This is a genomic window from Burkholderia arboris (assembly GCF_038723655.1).
In the GTDB taxonomy this organism is placed as follows: Bacteria; Pseudomonadota; Gammaproteobacteria; order Burkholderiales; family Burkholderiaceae; genus Burkholderia; species Burkholderia arboris.
Genome location: NZ_CP109821.1, coordinates 1,180,786 through 1,197,813 on the forward strand (window position 1 = coordinate 1,180,786; position 17,028 = coordinate 1,197,813).

The following is a 17,028-nucleotide window of genomic DNA, read 5'->3' on the forward strand; positions in this document are numbered from 1 at the left end:
ACTGACATGGCGATCTACGGCATCGGTACCGACATCGCCCAGGTGAGCCGCGTCGCGGCCGTGCTCGAACGCACGGGCGGCCGGTTTGCAGAGAAGGTGCTGGGCCCAGACGAATTGCGCGTGTTTCATGCGCGCCGCGCCCGCTCCGAGGCGCGCGGCATCGCATTTCTCGCGACGCGTTTCTCCGCGAAAGAAGCGTTCTCGAAGGCGATCGGGCTCGGCATGCACTGGCCGATGACGTGGCGTGCGCTGCAGACGCTCAACCACCCGAGCGGCGAGCCGTACGTGGTCGCGTCGGGCGAGCTGGCCGACTGGCTTGCCGCGCGCGGCATCACCGCGCGCGTGACGGTCAGCGACGAACGTGACTACGCGGTGTCGTTCGTGATCGCCGAAACGGACGCTGCGCCTGCCCCCGTACCTGTTTCCCGAACCTCCTCCTGACGGAATTCCCGATTCGATGAAAACGACTCCCGGCCCGGTCATGCTCGACGTCGTCGGCACGGCCCTGTCGCGCGACGATGCGCGGCGCCTCGCGCATCCGAATACCGGCGGCGTGATCCTGTTCGCGCGGCACTTCCAGAATCGTGCGCAGCTGACCGCGTTGACCGACTCGATCCGCGCGGTGCGCGAAGACATCCTGATCGCCGTCGATCACGAAGGCGGGCGCGTGCAGCGGTTCCGCACCGATGGCTTCACGGTGCTGCCCGCGATGCGCCGCCTCGGCGAGCTGTGGGATCGCGACGTGCTGCTCGCGACGAAGGTCGCGACCGCCGTCGGCTATATCCTGGCCGCCGAACTGCGTGCGTGCGGGATCGACATGAGCTTCACGCCCGTGCTCGACCTCGACTACGGGCACTCGAAGGTGATCGGCGATCGTGCGTTCCATCGTGACGCGCGCGTCGTCACGCTGCTCGCGAAGAGCCTGAACCACGGACTGTCGCTCGCCGGCATGGCGAACTGCGGCAAGCATTTCCCCGGGCACGGCTTCGCGGAAGCCGATTCGCATGTCGCGCTGCCGACCGACGACCGCACGCTCGATGCGATCCTCAAGCAGGACGTCGCGCCGTACGACTGGCTCGGCCTGTCGCTGTCCGCGGTGATTCCCGCGCACGTGATCTACGCGCAGGTCGACAAGCGGCCGGCCGGTTTCTCGCGCGTGTGGCTGCAGGACATCCTGCGCGGAAAGCTCGGTTTCACGGGCGCGATCTTCAGCGACGATCTGTCGATGGAAGCCGCCCGCGAAGGCGGCACGCTCACGCAGGCGGCCGACGCCGCGCTCGCCGCCGGTTGCGACATGGTGCTCGTCTGCAACCAGCCGGAGGCGGCCGAGGTCGTGCTGAACGGGTTGAAGGCGCGGGCATCGGCCGAGTCGGTGCGGCGCATCAAGCGGATGCGCGCGCGCGGCAAAGCGCTCAAGTGGGACAAGCTGATCGCGCAGCCGGAGTATCTGCAGGCGCAGGCGCTGTTGAAAAGCGCACTGGCGTAAGCGGAGAAGGAGGGCGCGCGGTGCGCGTCACCCGGGCACCGGAACAAAAAAGCCGCGCAATTGCGCGGCTTTTTTCATGGATTGCAGCAGGTTGAATCAGGCGATCGCCGGAGTGGATTGAACGCAACTAACGGTCAGATCTGGCCAGCGCCTCCGGTCATCGCGGCCCGCTCAATTCACCTTCATCCGCTGCAGCTTGTTGTACAGCGTCTTCGGGCTGATGCCGAGCAGCGTGGCCGCACGATGGCGCGTGCCGCCGACCGCGTCGAGGGTCGCGCGGATCAGCAGATCCTCGACGTCGGACAACGGCGTGCCGACCTTGATCTGCACGCTGCTGCCGTTCAGCGCGGCGCCGGAGGAGAAGCTCGGCTCGCCTGCGCGCAGCGTCTCGATGAAATCGCCCGATGCGTCGTATGCGAAGCGCACGCGCTCCTGCAACTCGCGCACGTTGCCGGGCCACTCGTAGGACACGCATTCGCGCACGAAACCCGGGGCCGCGCGCTTGTCGGTGGTGCTGCGGCCGGTTGCGCGCGCTTCGCGGTTCAGTTCGTCGATCAGCGCGTCCGCAATCGCGAGCGCATCGCCGTCGCGCTCGCGCAGCGGCGGCATCGTGATCGACGCTGCATCGAGGCGCAGCCACAGATCCTCGCGCAGCGTGCCGTTCGCAACGGCTTCGCGCGCCGGGCGGCGCGTGGTCGCGATCAGCCGGAAGTCGCTCGTGATCGAGCTCGTGCCGCCGATCCGCATGAAGTTCTGCGAGTCGAGCGCATGCAGCAGCGCTTCCTGCAGCACGAGCGGCAGCGCGGTGATCTCGTCGAGGAACAGCGTGCCGCCGCCGGCCTGTTCGAACAGGCCCGATTCTCGGCGCTCGGCGCCGTCGAACGCGCCGCGTTCATGGCCGAACAGCACGCTGTCGAGCGATGCGCCGTGCCGGCCCGCCTGCGCGATCATCCGGCAGTCGAACGATACGAACGGCCCTTTGCGGCGCCGGCTCAGCTCGTGCAGCGTACGCGCGGCCAGCTTCTTGCCGGTACCGGCTTCGCCCGAGAACAGCACGGCCGTTTCAGTGCCGGCGTTGTGCTCGATCATGTCGTACACGTGCTGCATCGCGTCGCTGCGGCCGACGAGCGAGCCGAAGCGGCCGAGATGGCGCAGCGACGCGCGCAGCGACTGCACTTCGTCGATCAGTTCGTACGGGCGGGGGATTCGCGCGAGCAGGCTGCGCAGGCGCGGAATGTTGATCGGCTTCAGCAGGTAGTCCCAGATGCCGTGGCGCAGGCCCTCGATGGCGCTCTCGACCGTCGCATTGCCCGTCAGCACGATGACGGGCAGCGAGCCGTTCGGCTGTTGCTGCGGCAGGTGCTGGAGCAGGTCGAACCCGCTGCCGTCCGGCAGGTTCAGGTCGACCAGGACGACATCGGGAATCGAGCGGCCGAGCGCCGTGCGCGCTTCCGCGAGCGAAGTGGCCGTGTCGACCGAGAAGCCGTCTGCGGCGAGCAGCGCGGTGAGGCCGGAGAGACTGTTGGGATCGTCTTCGACAATCAGGGCGTGTGGCATGGTGGACGCGAGTCGAGTCAAGAGAGGCGGGCTGTCGGCCATCGGGGCCGCAGCCGCATGTCAGATTAAAAACTGATTTTATGCCCCACCGAACGCGTAACGAGCATTATTTCTCCCGCGCTATAAAACAGTTACCGATGATACAAATTGAATATCTTTACCGGTGGATTTTGTGCTTCTTCTAGCGCTGGCTGACTGCCGCTGTTGGCGCCAGACAAACAAAAAGCGCCCCGAAGGGCGCTTTGTTCGATGCGGGAATCGCTGACGATTACGCGCGGCTGCGGTATTCGTTCGTGCGCGTATCGATTTCGATCTTGTCGCCGGTGTTGCAGAACAGCGGAACTTGCAGTTCGAAGCCCGTTGCGAGCTTGGCGTTCTTCAGCACCTTGCCCGACGATGTGTCGCCCTTGACGGCCGGTTCCGTGTAGGTGATCTCGCGAACGAGGACCGTCGGCAGGTCGACCGAGATCGCCTTCTCGTTGTAGAACACGACTTCGCACGCCATGCCGTCTTCGAGGTAGTTCAGCGCTTCGCCCATCATTTCGGCTTCGACTTCGTACTGGTTGTAGTCGGCGTCCATGAACACGTACATCGGATCGGCGAAGTACGAATACGTCACTTCCTTGCGGTCGAGCACGACGACGTCGAACTTGTCGTCTGCCTTGTAGACCGATTCCTGGCCTGCGTTCGTCAGCAGGTTCTTCATCTTCATCTTGACGACGGCGGAATTACGGCCCGACTTGTTGTATTCCGCCTTGGCGATGACCCAAGCATCGCTGCCGATCTGCACGACGTTGCCTACGCGGAGTTCCTGTGCGGTCTTCATAAAAACTGTCCTGATCAAATCAAATAAATAGGTGCCTGAGCGTTGCGCAACGGCTGACGGCGCAAGCGGCGCGTTCCGGTGGACGCCAAAAGCGAGCGCTTGCCTGGTCAGCCGTCGGATAACCGCTTATTTTAACTGAGATTTTGCGTATTCCGCCAGCTTTCCGGCGAGATCGCCGACGGCCGCGAGCGCGTCGGCCCAGCGGGCAGCGTTGGCGTCGAGCGCTGCGCGGTGTTGCCAGAAATCGGCCCAGTCGGGCGTGCCGACGCCGTTCCATGCGTGCCAGAACCGCTCGAGCGCCGCGCGCGGCGCGTCGGCGAGGCCGGCCGACAGGTGTGCGAGCGCGGCATCGAGCTTCGGCAGGTGCACGTCGTCGGCCTGCGGGTAGATGTGCCACACGAACGGCTTGCGTGCCCACTGCGCACGGACGAACGAATCCTCGCCGCGTACGAAATTGACGTCGGCAGCCCACAGCAGTGGATCGTAGTCGGCTTGCGGGACGAATGCGAGCCCGTGAGCGACCAGGTTGCCGGCGCTCGCGCGGGCGCCCCCCGCGAACGACTCGACCCCGAAAAAGCGTGCGACGGCCGGCGACAGGCGGCCGGCCGGCACGAGCGCGACGACGGGAGACGGGCCGTCGCGCCACTGCGCGAGCAGCGCGTCGACGGCCGGATTCTCGTACGCGAACAGGCTGACGACCGTCGTGCCGGGCGCCGGCGGCGCGCCGCCGGTCGCGCGCCGCCACCATGCGGCGCGGGCTGCCGGGTCGGTTGCGAAAGCCGTGCGGCGCGCGTCGAGGTCGCGTTCCTTCGGCACGCCGCCCGTGCCGGCCGACAGGCCCGGGAAGAAGAAGGTTTTCAGCAGCCGGTAGCGCGGATGCGGCGACGGCCGCAGATGGAAATCGGCGACCCAGTCCTCGGCGCTCAGGTATTCGAGGTTGATCCACACGGGGCGACGCTCGCGGCGCGCCATCGCCGCGAGATACGCGCCGGGCAGCTCGCACGCGAATGCCTCGATCACGACATCGGCGATCTCCAGCGCGTCGCCGACTTCCGCATGCCAGTGCTCGATCGCGATCGAATCGACCGTCTGCCGCCCCGCGTCGGGGTCGACCCCCGGCAGCAGGCGCGCGAACGTGTGCAGGTCGTCGACGAACAGGCGAACCTGCCAGCCGTGCTCGTGCGCGAGCTGGCGCGCGACGCGCCAGCACACGCCGATGTCGCCGAAATTGTCGATCACCGTGCAGAAGAGGTCGCAGGCGATCGGTTCGCCCGGCGCGAGCGGCACGGTGGAGAGTGGGGCAGCGGTGGTGCGTGGCATCGAAGCGGGACGGTGAATGCTCTAAACTGGCGATTCTAATAGACCCGTTCCGCGTTACAAGGCGCCCGGATCACGCATGACATCCCCAGAAGCCTCCGATACTCCGTTCGAACCGAAGAAGATCCTTGCGCAGTTGCCGCACATGCCGGGCGTCTATCGTTATTACGACACGGCGGGCGCCGTGCTCTACGTCGGCAAGGCGCGCGACCTGAAGAAGCGCGTATCGAGCTATTTCACGAAGACGCAGCTGTCGCCGCGCATCGCGATGATGGTCACGCGCATCGCGCGCATCGAAACGACCGTCACGCGCTCGGAAGCCGAAGCGCTGCTGCTCGAGAACAACCTGATCAAGGCGCTCGCGCCGCGTTACAACATCCTGTTTCGCGACGACAAGTCTTATCCGTACCTGAAGCTCACCGCGCACCGCTTTCCGCGGATGGCCTACTACCGCGGGTCGGTCGACAAGCAGAACCAGTATTTCGGGCCGTTTCCGAGCGCGTGGGCCGTGCGCGAGAGCATCCAGATTCTGCAGCGCGTGTTCCAGTTGCGGACCTGTGAGGATTCGGTGTTCAGCAACCGCACGCGGCCGTGCCTGCTGCACCAGATCGGGCGCTGCACGGCGCCGTGCGTCGGTGCGATCTCCGGCGAGGATTACGCGGTCGACGTGTCGAACGCCGCGCGGTTCCTGCTCGGCCGGCAGTCCGAAGTGATGAAGGAGCTCGAGCAGAAGATGCATGCGTTCGCGGCCGAGCTGAAATTCGAGCAGGCGGCGGCCGTGCGCAACCAGATGAGCTCGCTCGCGACCGTGCTGCACCAGCAGGCGATCGAGGTCGGCAGCGACAGCGACGTCGACATCCTGGCCGTCGTCGCGCAGGGCGGGCGCGTGTGCGTGAACTTGGCGATGGTGCGCGGCGGACGGCATCTCGGCGACAAGGCGTATTTCCCGACGCACGTCGAAAGTGCGCTGACGCTCGCCGAAGGCGGTCTCGGCGACGAGTCCGAACTGGCGGAGGCAGCCGATGCGGCCGTCGCAACGGGCGCGGCCGCCGACGCGGCGCCGGACCAGCCGGCGGAAGAAACCGGCCGCGCGCGCGGTGGCGCGGCGGCGTCAGCGTCGGTCGAGGCCGAGGTGCTCGACGCATTCATCGCGCAGCATTATCTCGGCAACCGCGTGCCGCCCGTGCTCGTCGTCAGCCATGCGCCCGCGAGCCGCGACCTGCTCGAGCTGCTGTCGGAGCAGGCCGGCCACAAGGTATCGCTGGTGCGGCAGCCGCAGGGGCAGCGGCGCGCGTGGCTGTCGATGGCCGAACAGAATGCACAGATCGCGCTCATGCGGCTGCTGTCCGAGCAGGGCTCGCAGCAGGCGCGCACGCGTGCGCTCGCGGACACGCTCAGTTACGACAGCGACGATCTCGCGACGCTGCGGATCGAATGTTTCGACATCAGCCATACGATGGGCGAGGCGACGCAGGCGTCGTGCGTCGTCTATCACCATCACAAGATGCAGTCGGGCGAATACCGCCGCTACAACATCACGGGCATCACGCCGGGTGACGATTACGCGGCGATGAGGCAGGTGCTCACGCGCCGCTACGAGAAGATGGTCGAGCAGGCTGCGCAGGCGGCCGCGGTGGACGAAGCGGCCGGCATCGACGGCGAGTCGACGCGCCAGGCCGAGGCGTCGAGCCTGCTGCCGAACATCGTGCTGATCGACGGCGGCAAGGGTCAGGTCGAAATCGCGCGCCAGGTGTTCACCGAGCTGGGGCTCGACACGTCGATGCTGGTCGGCGTCGCGAAAGGCGAGGGGCGCAAGGTCGGCCTCGAGACGCTCGTGTTCGCGGACGGCCGCACGCCGCTCGAACTCGGCAAGGAAAGCGCCGCGCTGATGCTGGTCGCGCAGATCCGCGACGAGGCACACCGCTTCGCGATCACCGGCATGCGGGCAAAGCGGGCGAAGGCGCGCCAGACCTCGCGGCTCGAGGAGCTCGAAGGTGTCGGCGCGAAGCGCCGGCAGCGGCTGCTCGCGCGGTTCGGCGGATTGCGCGGCGTGGTGGCCGCGAGCGTCGAGGAACTCGCGAGCGTCGAGGGCATCTCGCACGCGCTCGCCGAACAGATTTACAAGCAGCTTCACTGACACGGCCGTGCGGCCGGCTGCCTCGCGCGCTTTTTCGCGTTCTTGTGGCAGGCCGGTCGACACGGCACAATTGCGAATCCTTTACTGTCCCGCATGCCATGCCGTTCAATTTCCCGATTTTCCTGACGTGGGTACGGATCGTGCTGATTCCGCTCGTCGTCGGCGTGTTCTATCTGCCGGACACGGTGATGGGCGGCGCGCACCGCAATCTCGCGGCGGCGGCGATCTTCATCCTCGCGGCGCTGACCGACTGGTTCGACGGCTTCCTGGCACGCAAGTGGAACCAGACATCGTCGTTCGGCGCCTTTCTCGATCCGGTGGCGGACAAGCTGATGGTGACGGCCGCGCTGCTGATCCTCGTGCAGATTTCGCGAGTCGACGCGGCGATCGCGCTCGTGATCGTCGGCCGCGAGATCGCGATTTCGGCGCTGCGCGAATGGATGGCGCAGATCGGCGCGTCGAAGAGCGTCGCGGTGAACCAGCTCGGCAAGTTCAAGACTGCGTGCCAGATGGTCGCGATCCCGATGCTGCTGTTCTACGGGCCGCTGCCGCTCGGCGTCGTGACGATCGACACGCGTGTGTGGGGCGAGTGGCTGATGTATCTCGCGGCGGTGCTGACGATCTGGTCGATGCTGTACTACATGAAGCTCGCGTGGCCGCAGATTCGCGAGCGCGGCGGCGCGTGAGCAGTACGTCTCGCGTGCCGGCGAGCACGTTTTTGGAAAAAGGGCTGGAAAAGCCCTTGACACACGAATGTGCCTTCGACATAATCTCGCTTCTCCGCTGCACGACGAAGTAAGTGTGTGACGGGGAAGCAGTAGTGCAGCAATACGCGGGAGTAGCTCAGTTGGTAGAGCGCAACCTTGCCAAGGTTGAGGTCGCGAGTTCGAGACTCGTCTCCCGCTCCAGATTTTTTCTGGCAGCGCGTGGTACGGCGAAGCGCTGCAGATGCAGGACACATGCGGGAGTAGCTCAGTTGGTAGAGCGCAACCTTGCCAAGGTTGAGGTCGCGAGTTCGAGACTCGTCTCCCGCTCCAGATTTTTCTGGCAGCGTGTGGTACGGCAAAGCGCTGCAGGTGCAGGACAATGCGGGAGTAGCTCAGTTGGTAGAGCGCAACCTTGCCAAGGTTGAGGTCGCGAGTTCGAGACTCGTCTCCCGCTCCAAGTCATGGGGAAGCCAAGCTTCCCTTTTTATTTGATGGACTTCCGGTCCTCGAATGAAAATCTGTCGCTTGCCTCACGGCATCCGGACAGTCCGCTTTTGGCGCGATAGCAAAGCGGTTATGCAGCGGCCTGCAAAGCCGTTTAGGCCGGTTCGACTCCGGCTCGCGCCTCCAGCAAGAAAAGAAAAGCCCCGCTTCGGCGGGGCTTTTCTTTTTTCTGCGTACGTTGCGGAGAGGGGCCGGCGGGCACATGCGGTAGCCTGGCACGATGCCCGGGCTTTCGAAGCCTGCCCGAGACGTCGAGGTGATCGATGACGTACCACCATCTCCCGTACTTCGCGATGTTTTGCTGGATTGGCGGCGTCAAGCCGCATATATCCGCGACCCACGATCGAAAGGGCGGGCGAGCGTTGCCGGAGGAATCGCAAGGAATTTCCCGGGAACTCGCAACGAGGGAAACGCGGCTGTCTGATTGCGTTGAAATCGTGATGCTGCTGCATCAGCCCGGATATGAAGCGACGCTCGCGCTGAATCACGAAAAGCTGCACGCGTTGGCCGGCAGTCCATGCGACCGGATTTACGTGGCGACCGTGGATGACGAGTTCGTCGGCGGCATCAGCCTGCCCATCCTCCCGCTCTTTCATGCGAACGGGAATCTCGGGCGCATCACGAGCATGGTCGCCGACGCGCGCTGCAGAGGAGGCGGGATCGGCGGTGCGCTGACGGCGGCTGCGGAACGCTGGTTCGAGAATGGCGGATGCGTTCGTAGCCTACTGAGCAAAAAAGCCCGCTTTGTGCGGGCCCTTTTTCGACGCACGCGGCTCGAATGACGTGTCGGCCACATGGTGTCTCAGATGTCGTGGCGACGCCTGATCAACCATCCACCGGCTGCGCCGGCGTCTCGAGCTTCAGCTGATAGAACGCCGCATCGAGCCAGCGGCCGAACTTGAATCCCGCCTCCGTGATCGTGCCCGAGTGCACGAATCCCAGCTTCGTATGCAGCGCGATGCTTCCGGCATTGGTCGCATCGATGCAGCCCACCAGCACGTGCACCTGCGCTTCGCGCGCACGCCGGACCACTTCGCGCAGCAGCAGTTCGCCGAGCCCGCGGCCGCGCTGGTCGCCGCGCACGTAGACGCTGTGTTCCACCGTGTACTTGTACGCGGGGAACGCGCGGAACGTGCCCCAGCTCGCGAAGCCGAGCAGCGTGCCCGATTCGTCGACGGCGCCGATGACCGGAAACCCGCCCGCGCGCTTCGTCGCGAACCACGAGACCATCGCTTCCGGCGGGCGAGGCCGGTAGTCGTACAGCGCGGTCGAGTTCGCGATCGCGTCGTTCAGGATCTCGAGGATGGCCGCTGCATGCTCGGCCTCGCTGCAATCGATCAGGCGCACGTCGTCGCGCTGTTTCGGGGAATTCATACGGGCTCCTTCCTGTTGGCTCTAAACCGATTGCGCACACGCGGTGCGCATCACGCGCTCCGCACGCCGGCGGCGGCGGATGCATCGCAGATCACGACGACATAGCGCGCGGCATGCGACGACGGGTTGCTGAAGATCAGCGGCTGGTCGAGCCGCATGGCCAGACAGTCGCCTTCGTGAAGTTCGTGAAGCGCATCGCCGAACGTGACGTCGACGCGGCCGCTGATGATCCATACCTGCTGGTGCAGCGCGCTTTCGCGCCCGCCACTGTCGTATGCGACGCGCGCGCCGGGCGGGAAATCGACCTCGACGAGCTGAATCGGCGACGGCCAGCCGGCCGGAGAGAGGTTGCGCCGCACATAGCCGGACGCCGGATCGCGCCATTCGGCCTGCTGCGCGCGCCGGGCCAGCGGCTGCGCGGGCGCGTCGTCCCGGTCGCCGCCGAACAGCCCGGCCAGCGAGACGCCGAGGCCGGCCGCGAGCTTGTCGAGCACGACGGCTGTCGGGCTGGCCGACGCGCGTTCGATGAGCGAGATCATCGAACGGCTGACGCCGGAGCGCGCGGCCAGCGCATCGAGCGTGTAGCCTCGAACGGTGCGCAGGTCGCGCACGCGTCGGGCAATGCGCTCGTTGATGCCGGTGTCGTCGGCCGTGGTGATCGCTGTTTCTTTCATGATGGATTTATTTTCCAGCAAACTGGAATCCGATGTCAACGGCATTTGTCGCGACCGGCGAAGGGGGGGCGGAAATTGGACGGCTTGCCCGGCAGGCGTACGCAGCGTAATATACGAAACAGCTACGTTTCGTTTAATTGGGGATATATGGGAATCATCAAGATTTCCGAGCACATGCATGAACGGCTGCGCTCGACGAGCACGGCGCTGAGCCGTTCGATCAACGCGCAGGCCGAGCACTGGCTGCGTGTCGGAATGCTGGCGGAACTCAACCCGGCGCTGTCCTACGGCGACATCTGCAAGATGCTGATCGAGGCCGAAGCGCGGGGCGGTGACGTGGGACCGGCTGAACCGGTCGCGCAGCACATCGAGCAGGTGGCGTAATGGCGAAGCGAGAAATTCCGATCCGCGGCGCCGCGGAAATCGCCAAGTCGCGCGAAGCCGCGAAGCTCGCGTCGCAGGTGCTGACGATGATCACCGAGCACGTGAAGCCGGGCGTCACGACCGACGAGCTGGACGCGCGCTGCCGCGAATACATCGTCGACGAACTCGGCGCGATTCCGGCGAACATCGGGTATCACGGCTATCCGAAGACACTGTGCACGTCGGTCAACCACGTGGTCTGTCACGGCATTCCGACGTCGCGGCCGATGCGCGACGGCGACATCGTGAACCTCGACATCGCGGTGATCAAGGACGGCTGGTTCGGCGATACGAGCCGCATGTATTTCGTCGGCGAGCCGAACGAACTCGCGCGGCGGCTCGTCGCGGCGACCTACGAGGCGATGCACGCGGGCATCCGCGCGGTGCGTCCGGGCGCGACGCTGGGCGATGTCGGCTACGCGATCCAGCAGGTCGCGCATCGCGAAGGGTTCAGCGTGGTGCGCGAGTACTGCGGGCACGGCATTGGCGACGTCTATCACGACGAGCCGCAGGTGCTGCACTACGGCCGCCCGGGCACCGGCGTGCCGCTGCGGCCGGGGATGATCTTCACGATCGAGCCGATGCTCAATGCGGGCAAGCGCGACACGCGCGTGCTGGGCGACGGCTGGACGGTCGTCACGAAGGACCATTCGCTGTCCGCGCAATGGGAGCACATGGTCGTGGTGACGGAAACGGGCTTCGAGGTGCTGACCGAGGATGCGAAGCCGCAGGCGTTCGCGGCGCTTTCAGGCACGCACGCGGCCTGACGGCGCAGCGCTGCAACGAAACGGGCCCCTTCGCGGGGCCCGTTTCGTTTGAGGTTGCGCAGCATCCCGCTGCGCGACGCGTAACGGCCGTTCAGCCGCGCGCCTTCTGCCACGCGTGTTCGACGAACACGCGGCACAGCGCTTCCATCCCTTTGCGGTCCTCGTCGTCGAAGCGCGCGGCGACCGGGCTGTCGACATCCCACACGCCGATCAGCGTGCCGTCGCCGGCCACCAGCGGTACGACGATTTCCGATTCCGATGCCGCGTCGCATGCGATGTGGCCCGGGAAATCGTGCACGTCGCGCACGACCTGCGTCTCGCGCGTCTGCGCGGCCGTGCCGCACACGCCCTTGCCGAGCGCGATCCGCACGCACGCGGGCTTGCCCTGGAACGGCCCGACCACGAGTTCGGTGCCGTCGAAGAAGTAGAAGCCGGCCCAGTTGAGGCGATCGAGCGAGTGATAGACGAGCGCGGAGAAATTCGCGGCGTTTGCCGTCAGGTCGCGTTCGGACTCGACGAGGGCGCGTGCCTGCTCGACGAGCGTCGCGTATTGATCGGCCTTGGAGGCGTTGGGGTCGTTGGACAGCGTGAACATGACGGGAAAGCGATAAGGGTTGTGAAAATGCGCGTGGCGCGTACCGCAGTCTACGGCACGCGCGCGCGGCCTGCAGCGCTCAGTCGGGGTCGAGTTCGGCAAACCGCTCCGCCAGGAAGTCGAGCAGCGCGCGCACCGCGGGCAGCAGCCCCCGGCGCGACGCGAACACCGCATGCACGATCTCGCGACGTGGTGCCCAATCCGGCAACACCGTGACCAGTTCGCCGCGTGCGACCTCGTCGCGCACCATCATCGTCGGCAACTGCACGACGCCGACACCCGCGACGGCCGCCGCGCGCAACGCGAGCATGCCGCCCGTCACGAAGCGCGGCTGGTGATGGATTTCCGCGTGCGCACCATCAGGCCCGCGCAGCCGCCATACGTGTGTGGACTGCGGCGCGCCGTGATCGAGGCTCGGCACGCGTGCGAGATCGGCGGGAACGGCTGGCGCGCCGTGCTCGCGCAGCAGCGCGGGGCTCGCGACGAGGCACTGGCCGCGTTCGGCGAGCACGCGCAGCGCGAGATCGCTGTCCTCGAGCGGCGGCGGGCGCACGCGGATTGCAACGTCGATCCCTTCACCGACCACGTCGACGCGCCGGTTGGTCGCTTCGAGGTGGATCTCGACGCGCGGGCATGCGGCCATGAACGCGGCGATCATCGTGCCGACCAGCGAATCGAGCAGCACGACCGGGCAACTGACGCGCACGATGCCGCGCGGCTCCTCGTGCAGCAGCGCGATCGCCTCGTCGGCCGCATCGGCCTCGACGAGCATCGCGCGGCAATGTGCGTAGTACGTCTGGCCGACGTCGGTGACCGTGAAACGGCGCGTCGAACGCTGGATCAGCCGCATCCCGAGCCGGGCCTCGAGCAGCGCGATACGGCGGCTCAGCTTCGATTTCGGCATGTCGAGCGCACGCCCGGCCGGCGCGAAGCCGCCGTGTTCGACGACCTGCACGAAATAATAGAGATCGTTCAGATCCCGTGCTTTATCGTTCATGAAATAGAACGCTGAGTGTGATTTCGGCAGTCTACCGGATCGATCGTTCCACCTCTATATTGCTACTCATGGATGCGAAACACGTGTTTCGCCGCAATTTGGAGAAGGGCAATGAAGAAGATCCAGGGTGTGTACAGTGCGCCGCGCGGCCATTGGGTCGGCGACGGTTTCCCGGTGCGTTCGATGTTCAGCTACCAGTCTCACGGCACGCACCTGAGCCCGTTCCTGCTGCTCGACTACGCCGGCCCCGCGACGTTCGAGCCGGCGACGGCGCCGCGCGGAGTCGGCCAGCATCCGCACCGCGGGTTCGAAACGGTGACGATCGTCTATGACGGCGAAGTCGCGCACCGCGACTCGACCGGCGCGGGCGGCGTGATCGGCCCGGGCGACGTGCAATGGATGACGGCCGCGAGCGGGATCCTGCACGAGGAATTCCACTCGGAGGCGTTCACGAAGCGCGGCGGTGCGCTCGAGATGGTGCAGCTGTGGGTGAACCTGCCCGCCGCGGACAAGATGGGCGCGCCCGGCTATCAGACGCTGCTGGACGCCGACATCCCGGTGGTCGAACTGCCGGACGGCGCAGGGCGCGCGCGGATCATCGCCGGTGAACTCGACGGGCGGCGCGGCCCGGCCCGTACGCATACGCCGATCGACGTGTGGGACGTGCGGCTCGTGGCAGGCGGCCATGCGCGGTTCCCGGTCGCCGAAGGGCGTACGCTCGCGGTGGTCGTGCTGAGCGGCACCGTGCAGGTGAATGGCGAGACGGTCGCTCGCGAAGCGCAGTTCGTGCAACTCGGCCGCGACGGCAGCGACGTCGAGATCGAAGCGAACGGCGATGCGAAGCTGCTGATCCTGAGCGGCGAGCCGATCGACGAGCCCGTCGTTGGCTACGGTCCGTTCGTGATGAACTCGCAAGCGGAGATCCGCACCGCGATCGAGGATTTCAACGGCGGCCGCTTCGGCCAGATGCCGGCATGACTGTCATGACGGCATGACGAACAGGCCCCGCACCATGCGGGGCCTTTTTTTCGCGCGCGGGCAGGCGGTCGCGCGCGATGTGCGCTTCGAGGCATAATCGACGGTTGCCGCGCGCCGGCCGGCGCGCTTGAATCAGGACCGCACATGAACGCATCCGCCGCATCCCCGGGCGCCGCCGATCTCGACTGGCGCTGGAAATCCTTCGACGCGCTGACGGCGCGCGAAGTCTATTCGATCCTCGAAGCGCGCAGCGCCGTGTTCGTGGTCGAGCAGAACTGCGTGTATCGCGACATCGACGACGCGGACCAGGCCGCGTGGCACCTGGCCGCATTCGATCCGGCCGGCCGCCTGGCCGGCTATCTGCGCGTGCTGCTGCCCGACGCGCAAAACACCGACGTGCGGATCGGCCGCGTGCTGACGACCGCCGCGTTCCGCGGTGCGGGCCTCGGCAACGGGCTGCTGTCGCGCGCGCTCGAGCATATCCGCGCGCAGTGGCCGGATACGCCGGTGAGCCTGCATGCGCAGGCTCACTTGCAGCGTTTCTACGGCGCATTCGGCTTCACGCCGAGTTCGGACGTGCACGACGAGGACGGCATCCCGCACGTGTGGATGAGCAGCGCGCGCGCATGACGCGTGCCGCGCCGCGCAGCGCTCAGTGCGCGGCGTGCGGTACCGGCGGCTTGTCCGCGCGCTGCACCGCACGTTCGCCGATCAGGCGTCCGCGCGCGGACAGCCGCAGCCAGTGCCGCAGCGCGATCAGCGCGCCGATCACGCTCATCATCGAGCCCGGAATCCACAGCAGCAGCCCGCCGATCTGCTGATCGCGCAGCGGGCTCAGCCACGTGAACGCGCGGCCGCAGATCGAGTAGATCGGATACAGCTCGTGCGGCGTAAAGAAAATCAGCGCGCCGAGCGCGATCTGCGGCGGGATCGCCGCGACGACGATCAGGATCCGGCGGCCCGGCGACAGCCGCGCGGGCGGCGCGGGCCGCGGATCGACGACGAGCCACCAGAACAGCAGCCCGTCGATCACCATGCTCCAGTTCATCACGCGATAGAGACGCCAGTCGAGCATCGCGATGAAGTGGATCGGCGACAGCAGCCAGAAATAGATCAGCCCGACGAACAGCACGACCGCGACGACGGGATGGAACACGACGTCGAGGGTCGCGCGCACGGGCGCCCACGCGAGCGCGGGGCGCACGAAGCGCTGCCGCCAGCTGAACGGGATGCCCGCGCGGATCGCCGCGCCCGGATACGACAGCGCGATGAAGAACGGCCCGAGGTGATGCAGCACGAGATGCTGCGCGCGGTGCAGGAAGAACTCGTGCTCGAAGAAATAGTCGAGCCGCGTATGCAGTGCGATATAGAGCGCCGTCAGCCCGAACCAGAACGAGAACTGCCGCAGCGGCGTCACCTTCGCCTTCTTCACGCCGCGCGCGAACAGCACGGCGGCGGTCAGCACCGCGATGACGACCGTCGGCGACGGTTCCCACGGATCGAGCCAGTACAGGAGGTTCATCGCGCGCGGATCACTTCGTCTGGGCCGGCGACTTCACGGCGAACGGTGCGTCGACCGTTTCGCCGTCGGAGAATTTCAGGCGCAGGTGCACGGTGTCGCCCGGCTTGATCGCGTGCTTCGGTTCCTCGAGCATGAAGTGATAGCCGCCCGGCGCGATGTCGACCTTGCCGCGTGCGGGGATCGTCAGCTTGTCGACCATTTCCATCTTCTGCGTCGAACCGTTCGACACGGTCTGGTGCAGCATCGCCATCCCGTAGTCGGGGCTGTCGACGTCGACGAGATCGATCGGCTTGTCGCTCGTGTTCACGAGCGTCACGTAGCCGCCCGCGGGCAGCTTGTTCGGCAGCCAGCGCACCCAGGCGTTCTGCGCGGTGATCGCGCCGGCGGCATACGCGTGGGCGCCGACGCACAGTGCGGCGAGGAGGGCGAACGTCTTGAGAGTCGTTTTCTTGTTCATGTCGGAATTCAGGTATGGGAGGCGGTGTCGATGATCCGGCGCACATCGGCGGCGATGGCGTCGGGCGAATCGCGATCGGTCGCGAGCAGGCGCGCGCGGCCGGTTGCGTCGAAGATGTAGACGGCCGAGCTGTGCGTGACTTCGTAGCCGCCGGACGGATCGCGCTGTTCCATCTGATACGCGACGCGATAGCGTTTCGCGAGCGATTCGATCTGGCCGTCGGTGCCGGTCAGCCCGCGCGCATGCGCGGCGTCGAACGCGGCGACGTACGACTGCATCATCTGCGGCGTGTCGCGCGCGGGATCGACCGACACGAACAGGATGCGCACGTCATCGGCCCGCGGGCCGAGCTTGGCGAGCACTTCCATCAGCCGCGCCATTGTTTCGGGGCAGACATCGGGGCAGTGCGTGTAACCGAAGTAGACGAGCGCGATGCGGCCGTGGAACGCGTCGGCGTCGACGGGATGGCCGTCGCCGCCTGTCAGCGTGAACGACAGGTCGGGCAGGTGGCCGGTGACGTTGGTCAGGTTCCAGCGCGGCTCGTCGTGCGTGCACGCGGCGAGCGCCACGGCGGCGGCGACGGCCGCGACCGTGTGGATGAGGCGGGACAAGCGCCGGTGCGGCGCGGGACGGGCAGACGACATCCTGGGGCTCGATCGGACGGAAAGGTGGCCGGCCGGCGCGATGCCATGCGTCGCGCGGCAGGC

The 17,028-nt window shown here is 66.5% G+C and carries 19 protein-coding genes and 4 tRNA genes; 13 read left to right on the forward strand and 10 right to left on the reverse strand.

What is annotated here, in order from left to right:
* The first annotated feature begins 6 nt into the window (after positions 1-6).
* Together acpS and nagZ are read left to right on the forward strand one after the other, a co-directional pair.
* Complete coding sequence (acpS, locus tag OHZ10_RS05650; protein ID WP_059235352.1) at positions 7-441, forward strand: holo-ACP synthase; 435 nt, start codon at positions 7-9, stop codon at positions 439-441.
* Positions 442-457: 16 nt separating this feature from the next.
* Positions 458-1,486, forward strand: coding sequence for a beta-N-acetylhexosaminidase (gene nagZ / locus OHZ10_RS05655; protein ID WP_342703892.1), 1,029 nt, complete (start codon positions 458-460; stop codon positions 1,484-1,486).
* 171 nt (positions 1,487-1,657) lie between these two features.
* Here nagZ and OHZ10_RS05660 read toward each other — a convergent pair whose 3' ends face one another.
* From OHZ10_RS05660 to earP, 3 genes are all read right to left on the reverse strand, one after another.
* Complete coding sequence (locus tag OHZ10_RS05660; RefSeq protein WP_059235348.1) at positions 1,658-3,043, reverse strand: sigma-54-dependent transcriptional regulator; 1,386 nt, start codon at positions 3,041-3,043, stop codon at positions 1,658-1,660.
* Positions 3,044-3,311: 268 nt separating this feature from the next.
* Positions 3,312-3,869 (reverse strand): elongation factor P, encoded by a 558-nt coding sequence (gene efp, locus OHZ10_RS05665; RefSeq protein ID WP_047900193.1) that lies wholly within the window; start codon positions 3,867-3,869, stop codon positions 3,312-3,314.
* 126 nt (positions 3,870-3,995) lie between these two features.
* Complete coding sequence (earP, locus tag OHZ10_RS05670; protein ID WP_342703894.1) at positions 3,996-5,189, reverse strand: elongation factor P maturation arginine rhamnosyltransferase EarP; 1,194 nt, start codon at positions 5,187-5,189, stop codon at positions 3,996-3,998.
* 76 nt (positions 5,190-5,265) lie between these two features.
* Between earP and uvrC the strand changes: the two genes are divergently transcribed.
* The 7 genes from uvrC to OHZ10_RS05705 all read left to right on the forward strand — a co-directional run bounded on the left by uvrC (position 5,266) and on the right by OHZ10_RS05705 (position 9,316).
* Positions 5,266-7,323, forward strand: coding sequence for an excinuclease ABC subunit UvrC (gene uvrC, locus OHZ10_RS05675; protein WP_059235344.1), 2,058 nt, complete (start codon positions 5,266-5,268; stop codon positions 7,321-7,323).
* Between the two features lie 98 nt (positions 7,324-7,421).
* The gene (gene pgsA / locus OHZ10_RS05680) at positions 7,422-8,009 is read left to right on the forward strand and encodes a CDP-diacylglycerol--glycerol-3-phosphate 3-phosphatidyltransferase (RefSeq protein ID WP_011544951.1); all 588 of its coding nucleotides are present in this window, start codon (positions 7,422-7,424) and stop codon (positions 8,007-8,009) included.
* A 146-nt stretch (positions 8,010-8,155) separates the two neighbouring features.
* Positions 8,156-8,231: transfer RNA gene (locus OHZ10_RS05685), tRNA-Gly, on the forward strand.
* 53 nt (positions 8,232-8,284) lie between these two features.
* Positions 8,285-8,360: transfer RNA gene (locus tag OHZ10_RS05690), tRNA-Gly, on the forward strand.
* 51 nt (positions 8,361-8,411) lie between these two features.
* A tRNA-Gly gene (locus OHZ10_RS05695) sits at positions 8,412-8,487 on the forward strand.
* A gap of 99 nt (positions 8,488-8,586) precedes the next feature.
* Positions 8,587-8,660: transfer RNA gene (locus OHZ10_RS05700), tRNA-Cys, on the forward strand.
* A 137-nt stretch (positions 8,661-8,797) separates the two neighbouring features.
* Positions 8,798-9,316: a GNAT family N-acetyltransferase gene (locus tag OHZ10_RS05705; RefSeq protein WP_342703897.1), complete on the forward strand. Its 519-nt coding sequence runs from the start codon at positions 8,798-8,800 to the stop codon at positions 9,314-9,316.
* A gap of 43 nt (positions 9,317-9,359) precedes the next feature.
* On the opposite strand, the gene OHZ10_RS05710 is transcribed toward OHZ10_RS05705, so the two are convergent.
* Both OHZ10_RS05710 and OHZ10_RS05715 read right to left on the reverse strand, forming a co-directional pair.
* A complete protein-coding gene (locus tag OHZ10_RS05710; protein ID WP_256085726.1) occupies positions 9,360-9,908 on the reverse strand; it encodes a GNAT family N-acetyltransferase in 549 nt (182 codons plus the stop codon).
* Positions 9,909-9,958: 50 nt separating this feature from the next.
* Positions 9,959-10,582 carry a helix-turn-helix domain-containing protein gene (locus OHZ10_RS05715; protein WP_340623919.1) on the reverse strand — a complete coding sequence of 208 codons (624 nt, stop codon included), beginning with the start codon at positions 10,580-10,582 and terminating at the stop codon, positions 9,959-9,961.
* A gap of 147 nt (positions 10,583-10,729) precedes the next feature.
* Between OHZ10_RS05715 and OHZ10_RS05720 the strand changes: the two genes are divergently transcribed.
* Positions 10,730-10,966: a ParD-like family protein gene (locus OHZ10_RS05720; RefSeq protein ID WP_027783949.1), complete on the forward strand. Its 237-nt coding sequence runs from the start codon at positions 10,730-10,732 to the stop codon at positions 10,964-10,966.
* Complete coding sequence (map, locus tag OHZ10_RS05725; RefSeq protein ID WP_059235336.1) at positions 10,966-11,772, forward strand: type I methionyl aminopeptidase; 807 nt, start codon at positions 10,966-10,968, stop codon at positions 11,770-11,772. Before OHZ10_RS05720 ends, map begins: the two co-directional genes overlap by 1 nt.
* Positions 11,773-11,863: 91 nt before the next feature.
* Here map and OHZ10_RS05730 read toward each other — a convergent pair whose 3' ends face one another.
* A complete protein-coding gene (locus tag OHZ10_RS05730) occupies positions 11,864-12,367 on the reverse strand; it encodes a GAF domain-containing protein (RefSeq protein ID WP_059235333.1) in 504 nt (167 codons plus the stop codon).
* A gap of 79 nt (positions 12,368-12,446) precedes the next feature.
* Positions 12,447-13,364, reverse strand: coding sequence for a LysR family transcriptional regulator (locus OHZ10_RS05735; RefSeq protein ID WP_059235332.1), 918 nt, complete (start codon positions 13,362-13,364; stop codon positions 12,447-12,449).
* Between the two features lie 111 nt (positions 13,365-13,475).
* Between OHZ10_RS05735 and OHZ10_RS05740 the strand changes: the two genes are divergently transcribed.
* Positions 13,476-14,342 (forward strand): pirin family protein, encoded by an 867-nt coding sequence (locus OHZ10_RS05740; protein ID WP_174991999.1) that lies wholly within the window; start codon positions 13,476-13,478, stop codon positions 14,340-14,342.
* A gap of 144 nt (positions 14,343-14,486) precedes the next feature.
* Complete coding sequence (locus OHZ10_RS05745; protein ID WP_059235328.1) at positions 14,487-14,972, forward strand: GNAT family N-acetyltransferase; 486 nt, start codon at positions 14,487-14,489, stop codon at positions 14,970-14,972.
* Positions 14,973-14,994: 22 nt separating this feature from the next.
* On the opposite strand, the gene OHZ10_RS05750 is transcribed toward OHZ10_RS05745, so the two are convergent.
* From OHZ10_RS05750 to OHZ10_RS05760, 3 genes are read right to left on the reverse strand one after another with little or no spacing between them, the layout of a single operon-like run.
* Positions 14,995-15,864, reverse strand: a complete 870-nt coding sequence (locus tag OHZ10_RS05750) for a cytochrome c oxidase assembly protein (RefSeq protein ID WP_059235326.1) — start codon at positions 15,862-15,864, stop codon at positions 14,995-14,997.
* Between the two features lie 10 nt (positions 15,865-15,874).
* Positions 15,875-16,321 carry a copper chaperone PCu(A)C gene (locus tag OHZ10_RS05755; protein ID WP_059235324.1) on the reverse strand — a complete coding sequence of 149 codons (447 nt, stop codon included), beginning with the start codon at positions 16,319-16,321 and terminating at the stop codon, positions 15,875-15,877.
* Between the two features lie 8 nt (positions 16,322-16,329).
* The gene (locus OHZ10_RS05760; protein ID WP_226196946.1) at positions 16,330-16,965 is read right to left on the reverse strand and encodes an SCO family protein; all 636 of its coding nucleotides are present in this window, start codon (positions 16,963-16,965) and stop codon (positions 16,330-16,332) included.
* Positions 16,966-17,028 lie beyond the last annotated feature (63 nt).

Coding starts and splice junctions, on each gene's coding strand:
- acpS (WP_059235352.1), top strand. CDS start 7: ATGGCGATCTACGGCATCGGTACCGACATCGCCCAGGTGAGCCGCGTC.
- nagZ (WP_342703892.1), top strand. CDS start 458: ATGAAAACGACTCCCGGCCCGGTCATGCTCGACGTCGTCGGCACGGCC.
- OHZ10_RS05660 (WP_059235348.1), bottom strand. CDS start 3,043: ATGCCACACGCCCTGATTGTCGAAGACGATCCCAACAGTCTCTCCGGC.
- efp (WP_047900193.1), bottom strand. CDS start 3,869: ATGAAGACCGCACAGGAACTCCGCGTAGGCAACGTCGTGCAGATCGGC.
- earP (WP_342703894.1), bottom strand. CDS start 5,189: ATGCCACGCACCACCGCTGCCCCACTCTCCACCGTGCCGCTCGCGCCG.
- uvrC (WP_059235344.1), top strand. CDS start 5,266: ATGACATCCCCAGAAGCCTCCGATACTCCGTTCGAACCGAAGAAGATC.
- pgsA (WP_011544951.1), top strand. CDS start 7,422: ATGCCGTTCAATTTCCCGATTTTCCTGACGTGGGTACGGATCGTGCTG.
- OHZ10_RS05705 (WP_342703897.1), top strand. CDS start 8,798: ATGACGTACCACCATCTCCCGTACTTCGCGATGTTTTGCTGGATTGGC.
- OHZ10_RS05710 (WP_256085726.1), bottom strand. CDS start 9,908: ATGAATTCCCCGAAACAGCGCGACGACGTGCGCCTGATCGATTGCAGC.
- OHZ10_RS05715 (WP_340623919.1), bottom strand. CDS start 10,582: ATGAAAGAAACAGCGATCACCACGGCCGACGACACCGGCATCAACGAG.
- OHZ10_RS05720 (WP_027783949.1), top strand. CDS start 10,730: ATGGGAATCATCAAGATTTCCGAGCACATGCATGAACGGCTGCGCTCG.
- map (WP_059235336.1), top strand. CDS start 10,966: ATGGCGAAGCGAGAAATTCCGATCCGCGGCGCCGCGGAAATCGCCAAG.
- OHZ10_RS05730 (WP_059235333.1), bottom strand. CDS start 12,367: ATGTTCACGCTGTCCAACGACCCCAACGCCTCCAAGGCCGATCAATAC.
- OHZ10_RS05735 (WP_059235332.1), bottom strand. CDS start 13,364: ATGAACGATAAAGCACGGGATCTGAACGATCTCTATTATTTCGTGCAG.
- OHZ10_RS05740 (WP_174991999.1), top strand. CDS start 13,476: ATGAAGAAGATCCAGGGTGTGTACAGTGCGCCGCGCGGCCATTGGGTC.
- OHZ10_RS05745 (WP_059235328.1), top strand. CDS start 14,487: ATGAACGCATCCGCCGCATCCCCGGGCGCCGCCGATCTCGACTGGCGC.
- OHZ10_RS05750 (WP_059235326.1), bottom strand. CDS start 15,864: ATGAACCTCCTGTACTGGCTCGATCCGTGGGAACCGTCGCCGACGGTC.
- OHZ10_RS05755 (WP_059235324.1), bottom strand. CDS start 16,321: ATGAACAAGAAAACGACTCTCAAGACGTTCGCCCTCCTCGCCGCACTG.
- OHZ10_RS05760 (WP_226196946.1), bottom strand. CDS start 16,965: ATGTCGTCTGCCCGTCCCGCGCCGCACCGGCGCTTGTCCCGCCTCATC.